Origin of the sequence: Faecalicatena contorta (assembly GCF_021531995.1) — a bacterium.
Lineage (GTDB): Bacteria > Bacillota > Clostridia > Lachnospirales > Lachnospiraceae > Dorea_A > Dorea_A contorta_A.
Window position 1 is genome coordinate 1 of the sequence record NZ_JAFBIZ010000030.1, and the last position, 19,906, is coordinate 19,906.

20 protein-coding genes, 1 riboswitch and 1 other annotated feature are annotated in these 19,906 nt (G+C 44.1%); of the genes, 17 read left to right on the top strand and 3 right to left on the bottom strand.

All coding sequences use genetic code 11. The annotated features are described in order from the left end of the window. Positions 1–152 precede the first annotated feature (152 nt). The 3 genes from pdxA to JQM82_RS05920 are packed head-to-tail and all read left to right on the top strand — an operon-like array spanning position 153 to position 3,350. Positions 153–1,157, top strand: coding sequence for a 4-hydroxythreonine-4-phosphate dehydrogenase PdxA (gene pdxA / locus JQM82_RS05910; protein ID WP_235249156.1), 1,005 nt, complete (start codon positions 153–155; stop codon positions 1,155–1,157). An 11-nt stretch (positions 1,158–1,168) separates the two neighbouring features. Further along, entirely contained in the window at positions 1,169–2,401 is a 1,233-nt protein-coding gene (locus JQM82_RS05915; RefSeq protein WP_235249131.1) for a four-carbon acid sugar kinase family protein, read from the top strand. A gap of 4 nt (positions 2,402–2,405) precedes the next feature. Beyond that, the gene (locus tag JQM82_RS05920; RefSeq protein WP_235249132.1) at positions 2,406–3,350 is read left to right on the top strand and encodes a 2-keto-3-deoxygluconate permease; all 945 of its coding nucleotides are present in this window, start codon (positions 2,406–2,408) and stop codon (positions 3,348–3,350) included. A 55-nt stretch (positions 3,351–3,405) separates the two neighbouring features. On the opposite strand, the gene JQM82_RS05925 is transcribed toward JQM82_RS05920, so the two are convergent. After that, positions 3,406–4,143: an energy-coupling factor ABC transporter ATP-binding protein gene (locus JQM82_RS05925; RefSeq protein WP_235249133.1), complete on the bottom strand. Its 738-nt coding sequence runs from the start codon at positions 4,141–4,143 to the stop codon at positions 3,406–3,408. A gap of 27 nt (positions 4,144–4,170) precedes the next feature. Continuing rightward, the gene (cbiQ, locus tag JQM82_RS05930; RefSeq protein ID WP_235249134.1) at positions 4,171–4,938 is read right to left on the bottom strand and encodes a cobalt ECF transporter T component CbiQ; all 768 of its coding nucleotides are present in this window, start codon (positions 4,936–4,938) and stop codon (positions 4,171–4,173) included. Positions 4,939–5,174: 236 nt separating this feature from the next. Between cbiQ and JQM82_RS05935 the strand changes: the two genes are divergently transcribed. The 11 genes from JQM82_RS05935 (at position 5,175) to rplA (ending at position 13,465) form a co-directional block, all read left to right on the top strand. Beyond that, a complete protein-coding gene (locus tag JQM82_RS05935) occupies positions 5,175–6,236 on the top strand; it encodes a DNA/RNA non-specific endonuclease (RefSeq protein WP_235249135.1) in 1,062 nt (353 codons plus the stop codon). A 60-nt stretch (positions 6,237–6,296) separates the two neighbouring features. Beyond that, a complete protein-coding gene (locus JQM82_RS05940; protein ID WP_235249136.1) occupies positions 6,297–6,719 on the top strand; it encodes a hypothetical protein in 423 nt (140 codons plus the stop codon). A gap of 27 nt (positions 6,720–6,746) precedes the next feature. Continuing rightward, positions 6,747–7,235: a GNAT family N-acetyltransferase gene (locus JQM82_RS05945; protein ID WP_235249137.1), complete on the top strand. Its 489-nt coding sequence runs from the start codon at positions 6,747–6,749 to the stop codon at positions 7,233–7,235. A 177-nt stretch (positions 7,236–7,412) separates the two neighbouring features. Next, complete coding sequence (locus tag JQM82_RS05950; RefSeq protein WP_235249138.1) at positions 7,413–7,568, top strand: rubredoxin; 156 nt, start codon at positions 7,413–7,415, stop codon at positions 7,566–7,568. A 260-nt stretch (positions 7,569–7,828) separates the two neighbouring features. Continuing rightward, positions 7,829–9,082, top strand: coding sequence for a threonine/serine exporter family protein (locus JQM82_RS05955; RefSeq protein ID WP_235249139.1), 1,254 nt, complete (start codon positions 7,829–7,831; stop codon positions 9,080–9,082). Between the two features lie 58 nt (positions 9,083–9,140). Continuing rightward, positions 9,141–9,223, top strand: a riboswitch (ZMP/ZTP riboswitch). A 126-nt stretch (positions 9,224–9,349) separates the two neighbouring features. Beyond that, positions 9,350–11,029, top strand: a complete 1,680-nt coding sequence (locus JQM82_RS05960) for a formate--tetrahydrofolate ligase (RefSeq protein WP_235249140.1) — start codon at positions 9,350–9,352, stop codon at positions 11,027–11,029. A gap of 149 nt (positions 11,030–11,178) precedes the next feature. After that, positions 11,179–11,328, top strand: coding sequence for a 50S ribosomal protein L33 (gene rpmG / locus JQM82_RS05965; protein ID WP_028086482.1), 150 nt, complete (start codon positions 11,179–11,181; stop codon positions 11,326–11,328). 17 nt (positions 11,329–11,345) lie between these two features. Beyond that, on the top strand, positions 11,346–11,546 hold the full coding sequence (gene secE, locus JQM82_RS05970; protein ID WP_235249141.1) for a preprotein translocase subunit SecE: 201 nt from the start codon (positions 11,346–11,348) through the stop codon (positions 11,544–11,546). A 31-nt stretch (positions 11,547–11,577) separates the two neighbouring features. Then, positions 11,578–12,093 (top strand): transcription termination/antitermination protein NusG, encoded by a 516-nt coding sequence (nusG, locus tag JQM82_RS05975; protein ID WP_235249143.1) that lies wholly within the window; start codon positions 11,578–11,580, stop codon positions 12,091–12,093. A 195-nt stretch (positions 12,094–12,288) separates the two neighbouring features. Then, complete coding sequence (gene rplK / locus JQM82_RS05980) at positions 12,289–12,714, top strand: 50S ribosomal protein L11 (protein ID WP_235249144.1); 426 nt, start codon at positions 12,289–12,291, stop codon at positions 12,712–12,714. Between the two features lie 58 nt (positions 12,715–12,772). Next, on the top strand, positions 12,773–13,465 hold the full coding sequence (gene rplA, locus JQM82_RS05985; protein WP_235249145.1) for a 50S ribosomal protein L1: 693 nt from the start codon (positions 12,773–12,775) through the stop codon (positions 13,463–13,465). A gap of 46 nt (positions 13,466–13,511) precedes the next feature. Here rplA and JQM82_RS05990 read toward each other — a convergent pair whose 3' ends face one another. Beyond that, on the bottom strand, positions 13,512–14,465 hold the full coding sequence (locus JQM82_RS05990; protein ID WP_235249146.1) for a LysR family transcriptional regulator: 954 nt from the start codon (positions 14,463–14,465) through the stop codon (positions 13,512–13,514). Between the two features lie 130 nt (positions 14,466–14,595). After that, positions 14,596–14,730 (top strand) — a sequence feature (ribosomal protein L10 leader region). A gap of 31 nt (positions 14,731–14,761) precedes the next feature. Between JQM82_RS05990 and rplJ the strand changes: the two genes are divergently transcribed. The 3 genes from rplJ (at position 14,762) to JQM82_RS06005 (ending at position 19,901) form a co-directional block, all read left to right on the top strand. Further along, entirely contained in the window at positions 14,762–15,289 is a 528-nt protein-coding gene (rplJ, locus tag JQM82_RS05995; protein ID WP_235249147.1) for a 50S ribosomal protein L10, read from the top strand. An 81-nt stretch (positions 15,290–15,370) separates the two neighbouring features. Then, positions 15,371–15,748 carry a 50S ribosomal protein L7/L12 gene (gene rplL, locus JQM82_RS06000; RefSeq protein WP_235249148.1) on the top strand — a complete coding sequence of 126 codons (378 nt, stop codon included), beginning with the start codon at positions 15,371–15,373 and terminating at the stop codon, positions 15,746–15,748. A gap of 283 nt (positions 15,749–16,031) precedes the next feature. Continuing rightward, positions 16,032–19,901 (top strand): DNA-directed RNA polymerase subunit beta, encoded by a 3,870-nt coding sequence (locus JQM82_RS06005; RefSeq protein ID WP_235249149.1) that lies wholly within the window; start codon positions 16,032–16,034, stop codon positions 19,899–19,901. The last annotated feature ends 5 nt before the right edge of the window (positions 19,902–19,906 follow it).

Sequence of the window (19,906 nt, forward strand, 5' to 3'; positions counted from 1 at the left end):
GAATAATGTTTCAAATATAAACATATTATAGCGATTTGCAAGAAGAAAATCAATCCAGGGAACGATATATTATGTTTTGTAAAGAAACAATATGCATATTGAAAAAAAGGAGAAGAAAAATGGCAGTTGAAAGACCAGTTATTGGTATTACGATGGGTGATCCGGCAAGTATCGGACCGGAGATTACATTAAAAGCACTGAATAATCCGAGTATCTATCAGGAATCAAAACCATTGGTTGTAGGCGATCTTGGAATGCTTGATAAGGCACGCAAAACGGTAGGGACTGAGCATTTAAAATTACATAAGATCAGCAACGTTTCAGAAGCTGTTTTTGAATATGGAACCATAGATGTTCTGGATATGGGACTGGTGGATCCGGAAAAGCTTGAGCTTGGAAAAGTGAGTAAAGAGGCCGGAGAAGCAGCATTCCAGTATGTAGTAAAGGTAATAGAGCTTGCAAAGCAGGGATTGGTGGATGCAACCGTTACAAATGCGTTTAATAAGGAAGCAATTAATCTTGCCGGTCATCATTATTCAGGTCATACAGAGGTGTATGCAGAGTATACAGGTACAAAGAGCTATACGATGATGCTTGCGCTGGGAGATCTGCGGGTTGTCCATGTATCCACACATGTTTCCCTGAGAGAGGCCTGTGATCGTGTAAAAAAAGAGCGAGTACTGGAAGTAATTCGAATTGCGTATGATGCCTGCAGACAGCTGGGAATCGCCAATCCAAAAATCGGTGTTGCAGGGCTGAATCCGCATAGCGGAGAAGGCGGATTGTTCGGAAGAGAAGAGATCGAAGAGATCATTCCGGCAATTAATGCTGCCAATGCAGAAGGAATTCAGGCAGAAGGACCAATTCCTCCAGATACGATATTTTCAAAGGCAAGAGGCGGATGGTACGACATTGTTGTTGCAATGTATCATGATCAGGGACATATTCCATTGAAAGTTGTAGGTTTTGTTTATGACAGAGAAGCACAGGTATGGGAAGCTGTTGAAGGTGTGAATATTACACTCGGCCTTCCGATTATCAGGGTATCCGTTGACCATGGCACGGCATTTGATCAGGCAGGCACCGGACAGGCTAATGAATTAAGCCTGATGAATTCGATTGATTATGCCATTCGTCTGGCAAAGAACAGAAAGTAGGAGGATATATTGTGAGCGAGAAATATCTGATTGTCGCAGATGATTTTACCGGTTCAAATGACACGGGAGTTCAGGTGAAAAACCGTGGAATCGATATATCGGTAGTATTTCATTCGGAAGACATGAATGCAATTCCATCCTCGGTCGTCCTGGATACAGAGAGTAGAGGAATGGAGAATGAAGAGGCTTATCGTTATGTGAATTCTCTGATGGAAAAGGTGGATTTTTCGGACTATCGATATGTGATCAAAAAGGTAGACTCTACGCTTCGGGGCAATGTTGCAGAAGAGATAAAAGCAATCGATGATCATTACAAAAGTGAAATGATTATATTTGCACCGGCACTTCCAGATGTGGGAAGAACCACAGAAGGTGGAATCCATATGTTGAATGGTGTCCCAATCTCAGAGACCGAGATCGGAATGGATCCCAAGAAGCCGGTAGCAGTCGATTCGTTATCCGAAATACTGAAAAAAGTATACGATGAACCGGTGATACATATAGGGCTGGATCGTGTTAGAAGTGGATTTGAACTGAATGAAGCAAGAATCTACACATTTGATGCAAAAGAAAACCAGGATATGCAGATCATTATCTCAGAAGCGTTGAAGACAGAGAAAAAGATTCTGTGGGTAGGATCTGCAGCAATTGCAGAAGCACTTATGGACCAGGTACAAAAGGCTGCACCGGCGCTTTGTATCTGCGGAAGCGTCAGCAATGTAACAAGGGAACAGATCAAGGAAGCGGAAAAAGCAGGAAAGTATCTGGTATCTGTAGATATACCGGCCATGCTGGAAGATAAAGCGTCTGCAGAAGAATACAGCAGACAGGTGACTACACTGTTAAAAGAAGGCAGGGATGTGATTCTTCACAGCAGTGCGTCTTATGATCGGGGCGAGATTGACAGATCTGTGGCAGCAGGAGAACGAAAGGGCATGACTTTGATGCAGATCAGTGAGTATACGCAGGAAGTACTGGGTGTGATCGGGGAGACCATTCTGAAGGAATGTAAAGTATCCGGTGTATTTCTGACTGGCGGAGATACTGCGATCGGATTCCTGAACCGGATCAAGGCAAAAGGATCTTTTATAACAGAAGAGATTGCGGTCGGAATCCCGAAGATGAAGATCGTCGGAGGAGATTATGACGGGCTCTCCATTGTTACAAAAGCAGGTGCATTCGGAAAGCCGGATGCAATTACATACGGATTGAGAAAATTAAAAGTGATTGAAAGAGAGGAATAGCACAATGAAAATTATGCAGACTGTAAAAAAGATACCAGGAGGATTGATGATCGTACCACTTTTACTGGGGGTGATCGTAAATACATTTTTCCCATTTTTCTTTGAATATTTTGATGGAACATTTACTACAAATCTGTGGAAAACAGGAGCTATTCCGATTCTTGCAGCGTTTTTGTTCTGTAATGGAACCACGATCAATTTCAAAGAAGCCGGTGTGACAATCTACAAAGGTGTAGTTCTGACGGCAACAAAAGTACTCGTAGGTATGGGATGTGGATTACTGGTAGGCGCAGTTTTTGGAGAAGCAGGTTTCCTTGGAATTGCACCGATGGCAATCATTGCGGCACTTGCGAATTCCAATGGAGGAATCTATGCAGCACTTGCAGGTGAATATGGGGATGCGACCGACGTTGGTGTTGTATCTATCCTTGCGATCAATGATGGACCGTTCTTTACGATGCTTGCACTTGGAGCAGCAGGATATGCGGTTCCGATCAACACACTGATCGGATGTATCATTCCGATCCTTGCAGGTGTGATTCTTGGCAATCTGGATACTGATATCCGTGATTTCTGCAAACCGGGAGCATCTATGTTGATTCCGTTCTTTGCATTCCCGTTAGGAGCTAACCTGACACTGTCTTCTTTCGTAATCGCCGGTGTTCCGGGAATCGTACTTGGAGTACTGTGTACGATTATTACAGGTGGTATCGGATATCTGGTATATAAGCTGTTGAAGATGAAATCACCTGCAATCGGTGCGGCGATTGGTACTACAGCCGGAAATGCAGCAGCTACACCGGCGGCACTGGCAGCAGCAGGTGTCATCTCTACACAGGTCAGTGATGCTGCAACAGCTCAGGTGTCTGCTGCAATTATTGTAACAGCAATCCTGTGTCCGCTGATGGTAACATTACTGCACAGATTCGAAAGCAAAAAAGCAGCGTAATCGGAATATAGACGCCGGATATTGGCATGTATAACGGAATGGACTGAGAAGTTCCCTACTGCCTCCTTTGCAGGCAGAGAGGCAGTTCCAGTCCATTTTTTTCCAGGAGGTTCTGGTCGGTCAGAATAGCAGAAGTGTCTCCATCAGCTGCAATCCTGCCATTGCTGAGCAATATCGTGCGATTACAGGTATCCAGGATCAGGTCAAGATCATGAGATGCTATGATCTTGAGATGATCGAACTGATTCAGTATGTGGATCAGGTTTCTGCGGTTCTTTGGATCCAGTGCAATGGATGGTTCATCCATCAGGATAATGTCCGGAGTCATGGAAAGAATGGTTGCAATGGAGACCAGCTTTTTCTCTCCACCCGACAGTTTATAGATTGGCTTGTCTTTGAGGAAAGGAATATGGACGGCATCCAGAGCCTGGAGTACTCTTCTGTGGACCTCGGATTCGGGAAGTCCGTAATTGCGTGGCGCGAAGGCAATGTCTTCATATACCGTCGGCATAAATAGCTGGTTGTCAGAATCCTGAAAGACGTATCCGATACGCTCGCGGATCTTTGGAAGCGTATCCCTCTCAACGGGTATTTCTTCCACCCGGATACTTCCGCTGTAGTTCAGATTCAGACCAACCAGAAGCTTTAAGAGCGTAGACTTTCCAACGCCATTGGCTCCGATCAGACCGATAGAGTCATGCTCATGTGCAGTGAAGGTGATATGGTCTAATATCTTTCGGCCTTTTTCGTATTCAAATGAAACATTTTCCAGATCTATATGTATGTGACTCATGGATTGGGTTCCTCTCGTTATAATATTCTAAAAGTATTTTATGGCAGCAAATACAGCAGTCCAGACCAGAAGATAGGTGATGTCCTGTTTTCGGAGTCTCTTTTTCTGTCCATAATAAAATTCTCCGGTATATCCTCTCATAACCATACTTTCATATAATGCGGATGCCCGGTCCATACTTCGAAGGAGAAGTCCTCCCGCAAGGGATCCCCAGGCCTTGATATAAATCCCCTTTTGCCCCGGGGCTCGAAGAGAATACGCATCTGCGAGCTTTCCGGCTTCGGAAAGAAGTAAAGAAAGGTATCGGTAAGTGAGCAGAATCTGTGTAACCAGAATCGAAGGGAGATGCAGCATACGGAGTGCGTAGCAGATACTTTCAATATTGGTGGATGCAATGAAAAGATAAGATGCCAGTATGCATAGTATTCCTTTCAGCATCAGGGTGGCCATAGAGATCATACCGGCGGTAATCAGAAGCCCCCGTATGTAGTATACAGGCTGTCTGTCAAAAAAAGGGTTGAAGATTCCCACCAGACAGACGAGCGGAAGTACGATCCAGAGTCTTCGAATGCTGTATGAAAAAGAAATATCGCCGATGATGAACAGAACGACCGGATAGACAGCCATCAAAAGAACAGAGGATAACTGATAGCGGGAAAAAGATACCGTGATGATAATATAGAACAGGGTGGCAAGTAATTTGGTTAATGGATGCAGCCGATTCAGCCACGTGTCTCGTGCGGCTAATTCATCCATACGATATAGTTCTTTTACAGCTCCACCCATTTTATTCATCGTTTTGTTCCCTTTTATGCATAATACAGTTTTTTTAGCAATTATTATTTGTATCCATAATACCAATTTTAGAACGGGGATTCAAGTATTGAAAGAGGATAATGCATCCGATGTAGATCCATTTGTTCCGTGCTTTACAGTATATATAATTGATGTAATTGGGGATTGACTTCTGGATCATGTGGAGGAATAATGAAAGTAATGTTTGGAAGAAAGGTATGAAGGAGTCAGGGATTATGAAAAAGAAATATACAAATAGATGGTTCATTGTCTGTCTGTTAGCGTTCAGTCTGTTCGTGACAGGATGTGGGAGTGAGAGTGAAGATACTTCCGCACAGACGAATACACAGGCAGAAGAAACGGACTCTATGATTCCGGAAGAGGCGGAGGAAGAAAGCCGACAGGAAGCTGCGGAGGATGGAACGATTGCCGCAGGAACGGAAGATGCCGGGGATGTTAATTCGGTCCCGGAATATTCCGGAGATGCATATGTGACAGTGAACCAGAATGAGCCGGAATTCGCGGAAGCGGATCTGACAACGGAAACGTTTGAAGAGTACAGCGAACTGGATGACTTGGGAAGATGCGGCGAGGCGTATGCGAATATCTGCCAGGAGATTATGCCTACAGAAGAAAGGGGCGCTATCGGAATGGTGTGGCCTTCCGGATGGCATACGGTAAAATACAATGAACTGATCGATGGCAATTATCTGTACAATCGCTGCCATTTGATCGGATATCAGCTTGCAGGAGAGAATGCAAATGAGGAGAATCTGATTACCGGAACACGCTATCTGAATGTGGAAGGGATGCTGCCATTTGAAAATATGGTTGCAGACTTTGTGGAAGAGACCGGATACCATGTGCTGTACAGAGTTACTCCGGTGTATGAGGGAGATGACCTGGTTGCAGTGGGTGTGCAGATTGAGGCAAAGTCTGTGGAAGATGATGGAAAAGGGATCTGCTTCAATGTATATTGTTATAATGTGCAGCCGGGAATTACGATCGATTATTCGGACGGGGAAAGCGAAAGATCTGAAGATGCCGAGGCAGAAGTCCAACTGGCGGAAGAAAGAAAAGTGGAAAGAAAGGAACAGCAGGAATCGCAGAAGACGGTTCAGAACAGTACAGGTTCCGAAGAGACAACGTATGTTTTGAATACGAATACGAAAAAATTCCACAGACCGGATTGTGCAAGTGTCGATACCATAAAAGAACAGAATAAAAAAGAAGTGATCGAGAGCCGCGAGGCACTGATGCAGGAGGGATATGATCCCTGCGGTAGATGTAATCCATAATGTTTGAAATGATAAATATGAGAGACGGGTACAGAACAGTATAGATTTGTATCCTATTATATGCCTCTGCATGCAAAGGCATATATAGAGCAGGGAGTTCCGGTAGAACCGTCGTCATTTATTGAAACGGTATGGAAAGGATATTATTCCATGGTGAATAATGACGGAAGTTGTACGAATGAAGAGGCATTCTGGAAGGCTATGGAAGGAAAACTTCCGGTCGAAGGGGACAGATCCAGGGAAATCGCATTGGAATTTTATGGGAATGCGTTTAACCAGGCGAAAGCATCAACTTCTCCAACACCGCTGGCAGATCAGATTGTGAAGGAAGATCTGGCGATCCGTGCGCTTGGCGTTCAGACGTTCCTGGTTACGGATACCATGGAAAATAATAATAATCTTGCGTATGAGACGGATTATTCCGGAACGATGCGTGATTTGCTCGCATTTGTCGATGCGTTACCGGCCAATGCAGAAGCATAGATAAAGCTTAGAAAGGATGATAGACTCATGTTCATCAGAAATGCAACAATAGAAGATGTAAAAGCGGTGACGGAGGTTGAGGCGATCTGTTTTCCGGCTGCAGAAGCAGCAACAGAGCAGGAATTCAGAGAGCGTCTGGCGGCATATCCGGAATGTTTTTGGCTTTTATATGACGGAGAAGTGCTGGTTGGATTTGTTAATGGCATGGCTACAGACGAGCCAGACCTGGCGGATGAGATGTACAAAAAAGCAGATATGCATGATCCGAAGGGAAGATGGCAGATGATCTTCGGAGTTGATACCATCCCGGAATACCGCAGGCGGGGATGTGCGGAAAAGCTTTTAAAACGGGCAATTGCAGATGCCAGAGAACGTGGAAAAGCGGGACTTGTTCTGACGTGTAAGGACAAACTGGTTCACTATTATGCAAAGTTTGGCTTTCGACATGAAGGAGTGTCCGGGTCAGTGCATGGCGGCGCTGTCTGGTATCAGATGCGTCTGACTTTTGAACAATAATAAGAACGGGACTGCTGCAAAGTTATTGTTGTCTATTTAAGAAGCAGAAGACGTCTTTGAAATGACAGTTCGGAAAATTTATAAAATTGTAAGACTTGGCGGGTTGTTTTTGAAACTCGAGAGGCTTATAATAGGTACAGCAAACAAAGATTATTTAGAGAAAAGGAGAGACAACTTATGAAATATGTATGTGATGTATGCGGATGGGAATATGATGAAGAAGCTGGATATCCGGAAGGCGGAATCGCACCGGGGACCAAGTGGGAAGACGTACCGGAAGATTTTGTATGCCCACTTTGTCAGGTAGGAAAAGACGAATTCTCAGAAGCTTAGAATTATATGATGTGAGATGAAAAGGGATTGTTGCATAATATCAGGATGACATGAATATATTATGCAGCAATCCCTTTTTTTGGAAGTGTAAGGGGATAGCTGTTTAGAAATATAAATGATTGTAATTTTAACATAAGAAAATTTCATTTTTTCTTTACAAAAAACAGATTGACAACTTAAAAATCCATGTTATTATTCATAATGTGACTTTTGGAAAAGATGATTTGAGACTTTATACAGGGGATTGAGAGGACATGAATATGGATTATAACAGGATTTTACAGGGGATTCTCGATATTGGAGAAGCAATGCTGGAGAGTGGAGCGGAAAATTTCAGACTGGAAGACAGTCTTTACAGAATGTGTAAAGCTTATGGATGTAAGCGATATGATGTGTATGCGATCCCGAGCAACATTCAGATCACAATTGAGACACCGGACGGTGAGATCATTACACAGATCCGTCATATTGAATCCACAGAACTTGACTGCGACAGACTGGACTATCTGAACAATCTGTCCAGATATGTCTGTCAGAATAAACCGGATGCGGAGGAACTCCAAAGAAAATATCAGGAAGTAATGAATCGAAAAAGACAACATCCGGCTGTAAAATACTTTGCGGGTGTGATGGGTGGTACTGGATTCGCGGTATTTTTTGGATGTAACTTTATGGACGCGATTGTGGCAACCGTTGTATCCTTGATGATTGTTGCCGTTGGCAAGTGGCTGAGTAAGCGTGAAAGCAATCTGATGTTCTATAATACAATTCTGGCATTTATGGCGGAGGTAATCATCATATTGATGGTCCGCATGGGAATTGGCGAACATCCGGACCGTATTATGATCGGTATCGTAATGTTGTTGATCAGTGCTCTGGGAATTACGAACGGAATTCGTGATCTTCTGCAGAGAGACTTTATCTCCGGATTCCTGAATATTATGAACTCCCTGCTTGGAGCAGCGGGTATTGTATTCGGAATCGCATTTGCCATGCTGATACTGGATGGTGTATCTTCGGATGGATTCATCATCGCACACAGTGTTACTGTGCAGCTGGTTTCCTGTACGATCGCTTGTACCGGATTTGCACTGTGGTTCCAGGTTCGCGGAAGACAGGTCTTTTATTCCAGTGTCGGTGCGTTCTTTACATGGGCAATTTATCTTGCTGTATTTGAGATAGAGCCGAGTAATTTTCTTGCTACACTGATTGCGGCAGTTTTTGTGGCAGCATATGCGTTTATTATGTCAAGGATTAACAAAGCACCGTCTACGATTTTCCTGACAGCTCCGGTCTTTCCGCTGATTCCAGGACCGAATCTGTACTATATGATGTATGGATGTCTGACAAGAGACATACCGCTGGCATTCAATGAAACGGTCGTATTGCTTGCAACCTGTCTGGCGATAGCGCTTGGTTTTAATATTGTAGATATCGGATCCAGAATGGTGATGCATGCATTGAAAAGAGAATTCCGTATCGGAAAGAAAGATCCTTTTGCACGTCGATCTTAAGGAAAAAGGAATTTGTAGTTGACATTTTGAAATACATATAATATGATATGAAATAATTGAGGGTTCTGGTTACTGACGGATAATTGTGGAGTACCACAGGGGAATCAGAATTTGTAAAGGCCGACCGTCTGGGCAACATTTATCAAGCGTGATAAATGTTGTCCTTTTTTGTTCTGACAAAGACTATGAGAATGTCTTCATGATCCTGGAAGAATGAAGAAGGATGTATCTGCAAACAAATGATATTCCAAAGGAGGAAGTAAAAAGATGAAAACCGATATCGAAATCGCACAGGGATGTACAATGGAACCAATTACAGAGATTGCAAGGAAGGCAGGAATCGCAGATGAATATCTGGAGCAGTACGGAAAATATAAAGCGAAGATTGATTATAATCTACTGAAGCAATCTGACAGAAAAGACGGGAAACTGGTACTTGTAACGGCAATCAATCCGACTCCGGCGGGAGAGGGGAAGACGACAACGACGGTAGGACTTGCGGATGCTATGCAGAGACTGGATAAGAAGGTGATGGTTGCTCTGCGTGAACCATCCCTGGGACCGGTGTTTGGCGTTAAAGGAGGTGCTGCCGGCGGCGGATATGCGCAGGTAGTTCCGATGGAAGATATTAATCTCCATTTTACAGGAGATTTTCACGCGATCGGAGCGGCGAATAATCTTCTTGCAGCGATGCTTGATAATCACATCTATCAGGGTAACGAATTGAACATCGATCCGAGAAAGATCGTATGGAAACGCTGCGTAGACATGAATGACCGACAGCTTCGTTTTGTGACAGACGGACTGGGCGGAAGAGTTAATGGAGTTCCGAGAGAAGATGGATACGATATTACAGTTGCTTCCGAGATCATGGCAGTGCTGTGCCTGTCTAAAGATATTACGGATCTGAAGGAAAGACTGGGGCGTATCATTGTAGGATATACTTATGGAAAGATATCTGAACAGAAACCGGTTACCGCGCATGATCTTCATGCAGAAGGTGCGATGTGTGCACTTTTGAAGGATGCATTAAAGCCGAATCTGGTACAGACTCTGGAGCATGTGCCGGCGATCGTTCATGGCGGACCATTTGCGAATATTGCACATGGATGTAACTCTGTAACGGCAACGAGAATGGCAATGAAGCTCTCTGATTATGCAATCACAGAGGCAGGATTCGGTGCTGATCTGGGTGCTGAGAAGTTCCTGGATATCAAGTGCCGTATGGCTGGAATTCATCCGGATGCAGTTGTGATTGTAGCAACAGTACGTGCTCTGAAGTATAACGGCGGAGTTCCAAAGGCGGAGTTGAATCAGGAGAATCTGGAAGCATTGGAAAAAGGACTTCCGAACCTGATGAAGCATGTGAGCAACATCAAGAATGTATATGGACTTCCGTGCGTTGTGGCAATCAATGCATTCCCGACAGATACAAAGGCAGAACTGGATCTGGTAGAAGCAAAATGTAAAGAAGTCGGAGTAAATGTAGCATTGTCTGAAGTATGGGCCAAAGGCGGCGAAGGTGGAGAGAAGCTTGCGCAGGAAGTGATTCGCCTGTGTGAAGAACCAAATGACTTCCATTATAGTTATGAACTGGATGGAACGATCGAAGAAAAGCTGGATCAGATCGTGCAGAAGGTATACGGAGGCAGAAAGGCAGTTTTGACACCTGCAGCTCAGAAGCAGGCAAAGCAGCTTACAGATCTTGGATTTGGCAATGCGCCGATCTGTGTGGCGAAGACACAGTATAGTCTGACAGATGATCCGACAAAGCTTGGTGCTCCGAAAGACTTTGATGTAACGGTACGTAATCTGAAGATGTCTGCAGGAGCCGGATTCATCGTGGCGCTGACAGGTGACATCATGACGATGCCGGGTCTCCCGAAGGTACCTGCAGCAGAGAGGATTGATGTAGATCCGGAAGGAAAGATCACTGGATTATTCTAAAAACCGAGAAAAGGACTTGCTTTTTGAAGCTGGGTATGATACACTATCCTAGCGAATGGAAGTAGGTCTTTTTTTTATGCCTAAAATCAGGTAGCCTCGCAAGCTACCAAGAAACACGTTAACTAAGATTATAAAGCGAGGTGGAAGTTGTGCGTACAAGAATCACATTGGAATGTACAGAATGCAAGCAGCGTAACTACAACATGACAAAGGATAAGAAATCTCATCCTGAACGCATGGAGACCAAGAAGTACTGCAGATTCTGCAAGAAACACACATTGCACAAAGAGACAAAATAGTCGCTGCAAAGGAGTGAATGTCAATGAGTAGTAACAAAACTCAGAAACAAAGCTGGTTCAAAGGTCTAAGCAAAGAGTTTAAAAAAATCATTTGGCCAGATAAAATGACAGTTGCAAAACAGACGGCGGCAGTAGTTTCTGTATCCGTAGTTGTGGGAGCAATCATTGCGATCATTGATTTTCTCACCCAGTACGGAGTGGATTTATTAGTAAAATAGCTGATAAACTGCAGGCAAGAAAGGTGAGTTTATGTCAGAGGCAAAATGGTACGTAGTTCATACCTATTCAGGGTACGAGAACAAAGTAAAAGCCAACATTGAGAAGACGATTGAAAACAGACATCTGGAAGACCAGATTCTGGAAGTCAGAGTTCCTCTGGAAGACGTTGTTGAGACGAAAAACGGTGTCCAGAAGGTTTCTCAGAGAAAGATGTTCCCGAGTTATGTACTGATTCATATGATTATGAACGATGATACATGGTATGTTGTTCGTAATACAAGAGGTGTGACAGGGTTTGTAGGACCTGGATCCAAACCAGTACCGCTTACAGATGCTGAGATGGCGCCACTTGGAATCAAACGAGAGAACATTGTGGTAGATTATGAGGAAGGCGATACTGTTCAGGTGATTGCCGGAGCATGGGCAGATACGGTTGGCGTTGTTCAGTCGATCAACATGCAGAAACAGACTCTTACGATCAATGTTGAGCTCTTCGGCCGCGAGACCCCGGTTGAAATTGGTTTCGCAGAAGTTAAAAAGATGTAATTGCTACAAGCAGTGCACGATTTACATCATTGGCTGCGCGAGCTCGCTCGCAGGCAGACATATGATGGGAATCGTACAGGGCGCAAGCCCTCAGCGAGATGAAGCGAAGCGTAATCGAGCTGGCACTGTGGGAGAAGTAAAACAAAAACGTGGGAGGGACACTGTTCCCGCCAACACCACAAGGAGGTAATTAAAATGGCAAAAAAAGTAGAAGGTTATATTAAGTTACAGATTCCTGCCGGCAAAGCAACTCCGGCACCACCGGTTGGACCTGCTCTTGGTCAGCACGGTGTAAACATTATGGAATTTACAAAGCAGTTCAACGCAAGAACAGCAGATCAGGGAGATATGATCATCCCTGTAGTTATTACAGTTTACAATGACAGAAGTTTCAGCTTCATTACAAAGACACCACCGGCAGCAGTTCTGATTAAAAAGGCCTGCAACATCAAGTCTGGTTCAGGTGTTCCAAACAAAACAAAAGTTGCTAAGATCACAAAGGCTCAGGTTGAAGAGATCGCAAAGACAAAGATGCCGGATCTGAATGCTGCTACACTTGAGAGTGCTATGAGCATGATCGAGGGAACATGCCGCAGCATGGGTGTAACTGTTGTAGAATAATTGTAAATGAAGAATTGTGGGAGGGTTATCCCGCCATTACCACTAGGAGGTTTTATAAATGAAAAGAGGAAAGAAATACGTTGAAGCTGCAAAAGCAATCGACAGAGGAACACTCTACGAGGTAGCAGATGCGGTAGCATTAGTTAAAAAGACTGCAGTAGCAAAATTTGATGAAACTATTGAAGCTCATATCAGAACCGGATGTGACGGACGTCACGCTGACCAGCAGATTCGTGGTGCAGTAGTTCTGCCGCACGGAACAGGTAAAAAGGTTCGTATCCTTGTATTTGCTAAGGATGCTAAAGCTGATGAAGCAAAGGCAGCAGGAGCAGATTATGTTGGAGGAATGGAACTGATCGAGAAGATCCAGAAAGAAAACTGGTTTGAATTTGACGTTGTAGTTGCTACACCAGATATGATGGGTGTAGTTGGACGTATCGGTCGTGTACTTGGACCTAAGGGACTTATGCCAAACCCGAAGGCTGGTACAGTTACAATGGATGTAGCAAAAGCTATCCAGGAGATCAAAGCCGGTAAGATTGAGTACAGACTTGACAAGACAAACATTATCCATGTGCCAGTAGGTAAAGCTTCCTTTACAGAGGAACAGCTTGCGGACAACTTCCAGACGCTTATCGATGCTATCAACAAGGCAAGACCGGCAGCAGTAAAAGGTCAGTTCTTAAAGAGCGTGACACTTACTTCTACTATGGGACCTGGTGTAAAGATCAACCCAATGAAGCTTGTTTAAATTGATCGCAAAAGTATATAAAATGTAAATGACGAAGGACGGGGATTTATTTCCCGTCCTTCGTTTGTATACGCATCATGGAGAGAAATTCTTCCATGGCGCGGGTTTTATATTTGTGGTTTTTGAAATAAAAGAATACCTGTCTTCTGGCTGCTTCTCCGTCCAGTTTATAATATACAAGGTTTTCAAAAGAAGGGAGCTGGCTGACAAGAATATCACTGATAAAGGTTGCCCCGAGTTGTGTGGAAGCTGCCATGTAAGCGGTAGCCTGCTGATTCAGTTCCAGGATAATGTTGGGGTGGAAGCCTGCTTCCTGGCACAGCCGGTCTCCACGAAGGCGCGTATCATTGCCTGGAGTAAGCATGATAAAAGGAAGTTCGGAAAAAGCTGCCAGTGGGACGGCGGGATATGATTCATTCAGGTAGCTTTTGTTTTTGATGCTGTTGTATGAGAGCTGGTATTCCTCCAGACCTTGATGGAGGGAAAAGTGCTTGGGCACTGCCAGGAGAATGTTTTCGCGGCAGTACAGTTCTTTGTTATATAAGGTGCTGTCATAATGATAGTTGTCAATGACAAAGTCGAGGGAGTTGTTGCCCAGCATGGCTTCCAGCTGCGTGGTGTTTCCCTCGGTGACCTGGATGTTGACATCCGGAAAAGACTGCTTGAAACGTGTGACCAGTCCCGGAAGTACATATGCGGCAAACAGATTGCTGGCACCCAGTGCAAGATTGCCGGTTTTGAGTGTACTTAGATTATTAATGTAATTCTCCATACGGTGCTCAATCTGAAGGATTGCCTCGGAAGCTTTGATATATGCCTCGCCGACTTCTGTTAACTGGAGAGGGCTGGTGCTTCTGTCGAACAGAGGGAAACCGATCTGCTGTTCGATCTTTTTGATGCGTGCGCTCAGGGAAGGCTGACTGATGTAAAGATTCTGTGCGGCTTTGGAAAAGCTTTTTTCCCGATATACTTCGTAAACATATTTTTTCCAGGTGAACATAATAGACTCCTTATAGTTGAATTGATATAACATATAAGATATTATAGGTTATTGTCTGTATTATACAACTGCTGTAAGCGGAACGCAAATAAAGAGTAAAATAATCTTGACAGAACTAAATTACTATGCTATTTTAAATAAGTAACTGCCGAAGACAGTAGGTGCTGTGAAGCGTAAGGATAAAACGCCTACCGAGGAAGAATTAAATTCGAGAATAGAATTTATACCTCTGTGTCTTTGGATGCGGAGGTTTTTTTGGCAGCATACCTAAAATAATATAAGGAGGTGCACCATTCGTGGCAAAAGTTGAATTAAAACAACCAGTTGTACAGGCAATTGCAGATGATATCAAGGGCGCTACCAGTGTGGTACTGGTAGATTACCGTGGATTAACTGTTGCTCAGGATACAGAGATGCGTAAGCAGTTAAGAGAAGCAGGTGTCACTTACAAAGTCTGCAAAAACACAATGATGAAGAGAGCTTTTGAAGGAACTGAATTTGCAGCATTAGATGAGCACTTGGAAGGACCAAGCGCAATCGCGATCTCTAAAGATGATGCGACAGCTCCGGCAAGAATCCTTTGCAAATTTGCAAAAGATGCAAAAGCGCTTGAATTAAAAGCAGGTGTAGTTGAAGGTACAGTATATGATGTTGCTGCTCTTACAGAGTTGGCTCAGATCCCATCAAGAGAAGTATTAATGTCCAGATTGCTTGGAAGTATGCAGTCACCTATCGCTAACCTGGCACGCGTTCTTAATCAGATCGCAGAAAAAGACGGAGCAGAGGCTCCGGCGGCTGAAGAAGCAGCAGCTGCAGAGGAGTAATCCGAACCGACAGGCATGTGCCTGAATTTGAAGTAACAAAAGTTACAAAATGAAAAATATTGTATAATGGAGGAAAATAAAATGGCAAAATTAACAACAGCTGAATTTATTGATGCTATCAAAGAATTATCTGTATTAGAGTTAAATGAACTTGTAAAAGCTTGTGAAGAAGAGTTTGGTGTTTCTGCAGCAGCAGGTGTAGTAGTTGCAGCAGCAGCTGGTGATGGAGCTGCAGCAGCAGAAGAGAAAGATGAGTTTGATGTTGAATTAGTAGCAGCAGGTGCATCTAAGGTTAAAGTAATCAAAGTTGTTCGTGAAATCACAGGACTTGGATTAAAAGAAGCTAAAGCATTAGTTGACGAAGCTCCTAAGGCAGTTAAAGAAGGCGTTTCTAAGGCAGAAGCTGAGGAAATTAAAGCTAAACTGGAAGCTGAAGGCGCAGAAGTTAAGCTTAAATAATTATTTCAGGTATGACAGGACCGTTCCGATTGCGGAGCGGTCTTTTTCTATTACAAATTATACACGCCTGTGCCATTAGCGTTTATATGTAAGGTGATTTTTAGTAATAAAAGATGTTGACAAGTTCTCGTACTTTGTGCTATAGTAAAAAATGCGCTATTGTGGAAAGCTATGCCATACTAACGCAAGAAAACAGCCGGGGAGTGCTGTTTTCGGAGACTCTGCAAGTTATATGGGCAGCTCTAAGCCCAACAAAAAAATAAATGAGGAGTGAAACGTCAATATGGAGAAAAACAGAATTCGTCCCATTAAAAGTGGAAAAAGTTCACGCATGAGTTATGCCAGACAAAAAGAAGTTCTTCAGATGCCTAACTTAATTGAAGTCCAGAAGGATTCTTATCAGTGGTTCCTGGATGAAGGATTAAATGAAGTATTTGATGATATTTCGCCGATTACAGACTACAGTGGACACCTGAGCCTGGAATTTGTTGACTTTACATTGTGTGAAGATGACGTGAAATACACGATTGATGAGTGTAAAGAGCGTGATGCTACTTATGCTGCACCATTAAAGGTGAAGGTAAGACTTCATAACAAAGAGACTGATGAAATTAATGAGCATGAAATATTCATGGGTGACCTGCCGCTTATGACCAGCACCGGTACGTTCGTGATCAACGGTGCCGAACGTGTTATTGTAAGTCAGCTGGTTCGTTCCCCTGGTATATATTATGCAATCGCACATGACAAATTAGGAAAGAAGCTGTATTCCTCTACAGTAATTCCGAATCGTGGTGCATGGCTGGAATACGAGACGGATTCCAATGACGTTTTTTATGTACGTGTAGACAGAACAAGAAAGGTGCCGATTACGGTGCTGGTTCGAGCACTGGGAATTGGTACGAATCCTGAGATTGTGGAACTGTTCGGTGAGGAACCGAAGATTCTCGCAAGTTTTGAAAAGGATGCTGCTACGAACTACCAGGAAGGACTTCTGGAACTGTATAAGAAGATCCGTCCGGGTGAGCCGCTTGCAGTGGACAGTGCCGAGAGTCTCATTACAAGTATGTTCTTCGATCCAAGACGTTATGACCTTGCAAAAGTAGGAAGATATAAATTTAATAAAAAACTGGCATTAAAGAATCGTATCTCGGGACAGATTCTTGCAGAAGACGTTGTAAGTCCGCTGACAGGGGAGATTGTAGCGGAAGCAGGAACAAAAGTAACAAGAGCAATCGCGGATCAGATTCAGAACAATGCGGTTCCGTATGTATGGATTGCGCGTGAAGATGAAGAGAGAAATATCAAGGTTCTTTCTAATATGATGGTGGATATTGATGCCATCGTTGATATTGATCCAAAGGAAGTCGGAGTTACCGAGCAGGTATATTATCCGGTGCTTGCAGGAATTCTGGAAGAGACCGCCGGGGATATCGATGAGTTGAAGGATGCAGTTAAGAGAGATATCCATGATCTGATTCCGAAGCATATTACGAAGGAAGATATTCTGGCTTCCATCAACTACAATATGCATCTGGAATATGGACTTGGCAATGATGATGATATCGACCACCTTGGAAACAGACGAATCCGTTCCGTAGGTGAGCTTTTGCAGAATCAGTATAGAATCGGTCTTTCCAGACTGGAAAGAGTGGTTCGTGAGAGAATGACGACGCAGGATCTGGAAGGTATTTCTCCACAGTCACTGATCAATATTAAGCCTGTTACAGCCGCTGTAAAGGAATTCTTTGGTTCCTCTCAGCTGTCACAGTTCATGGATCAGAACAATCCGCTTGGTGAGCTGACACACAAGAGACGTCTGTCTGCACTTGGACCTGGCGGTCTGTCAAGAGACCGTGCCGGATTTGAGGTACGAGACGTTCACTACTCTCACTATGGAAGAATGTGCCCGATTGAGACTCCTGAAGGTCCGAACATCGGTCTGATCAACTCTCTTGCAAGCTATGCAAGAATTAATCAGTATGGATTTATTGAAGCTCCGTACCGTAAGATCAATCATGATGATCCGGCTAATCCGGTCGTTACGGACGAAGTTGTATATATGACGGCAGACGAAGAGGATAATTACCATGTAGCACAGGCGAATGAGCCATTGGATGCAGAAGGACATTTTATTCACAGGAATGTATCCGGTCGTTATCGCGAAGAGACACAGGAATACGAAAGAAAGATGTTTGATTACATGGATGTATCTCCTAAGATGGTATTCTCTGTCGCAACTGCATTGATTCCATTCCTGCAGAATGACGATGCGAACCGTGCGCTGATGGGATCCAACATGCAGCGTCAGGCAGTGCCGCTTCTTATGACAGAGGCACCGGCTGTCGGAACAGGTATGGAGGAAAAAGCTGCGGTTGACTCGGGTGTCTGCGTAGTTGCGGAACAGGGCGGTACAGTAGAACGCTCTACATCTACAGAGATTACGATTCGTCAGGATGATGGCAATCTTAAGAAATATAAGCTGACTAAGTTCCAGAGAAGTAACCAGAGCAACTGTTACAATCAGAGACCAATCGTATTCAAAGGTGACAGAGTTGAGATCGGTGATGTAATTGCGGATGGACCGTCTACATCCAACGGGGAGCTGGCACTTGGAAAGAATCCGTTGATCGGATTCATGACCTGGGAAGGTTACAATTACGAGGATGCTGTATTATTAAGTGAAAGACTGGTACAGGATGATGTATATACGTCCGTACACATTGAAGAATATGAAGCAGAAGCACGTGATACCAAACTGGGACCGGAAGAGATCACCCGTGATATTCCGGGTGTCGGAGATGATGCGCTGAAGAATCTGGATGAGAGAGGAATCATCCGTATCGGTGCTGAAGTACGTGCCGGAGATATTCTGGTCGGAAAAGTGACTCCGAAGGGAGAGACCGAGCTTACTGCAGAAGAGAGACTGCTTCGTGCAATCTTTGGCGAGAAGGCTCGTGAAGTAAGAGACACTTCCCTGAAGGTTCCGCATGGAGAATATGGAATTGTTGTTGACGCTAAGGTATTTACCAGAGAAAACGGAGATGAGATGTCTCCGGGAGTCAATCAGTCTGTTCGCATCTATATCGCGCAGAAGAGAAAGATCTCTGTTGGTGATAAGATGGCCGGACGTCATGGTAACAAGGGTGTTGTTTCCCGTGTACTTCCGGTAGAGGATATGCCATTCCTTCCGAACGGACGTCCGTTGGATATCGTTCTGAATCCGCTGGGTGTGCCTTCACGTATGAACATTGGTCAGATTCTGGAGATTCACCTGTCTCTGGCTGCAAAAGCACTGGGATTCAATATCGCAACGCCGGTATTCGACGGTGCCAATGAGAATGATATTATGGATACACTTGACCTGGCAAATGACTATGTCAACTTAAGCTGGGAAGAGTTTGAAGCAAAGCATAAGGAAGAACTTCTTCCGGAAGTTCTGGATTACCTGTATGAGAACAGAGAGCACAGAAAACTGTGGAAAGGTGTTCCGATCTCAAGGGACGGTAAAGTACGTCTTCGTGACGGACGTACCGGTGAGTATTTTGACAGCCCGGTAACGATCGGACACATGCATTATCTGAAACTGCATCACCTGGTTGATGATAAGATCCATGCACGTTCTACAGGTCCTTACTCTCTGGTTACACAGCAGCCATTAGGTGGTAAAGCGCAGTTTGGTGGTCAGCGTTTCGGAGAGATGGAGGTATGGGCACTGGAAGCATACGGTGCATCCTACACACTGCAGGAGATCCTGACAGTGAAGTCCGATGATGTGATCGGACGTGTAAAGACATACGAAGCGATCATTAAAGGTGAGAATATTCCTGAGCCGGGAATTCCTGAGTCTTTCAAGGTATTACTGAAAGAATTACAGTCTCTGGGGCTGGATGTTCGCGTGCTGCGTGATGACAATACAGAAGTAGAGATCATGGAAACAGCTGATATGGGTGAAACGGATTTCCGTTCATTGATTGAGGGAGACAGAAAATACCGTCAGGATGATGATTTCGGTGAGCATGGATACACAGAACAGGAATTCCAGGGTGAAGAACTGGTAGACGTGGAAGAAGAACCGGAGGATGAAGACTTCGATATTGATTTTGAAGAAACTGATGATTTTGGATTTGATGATTTATCAGATGATGAATAGGAAGG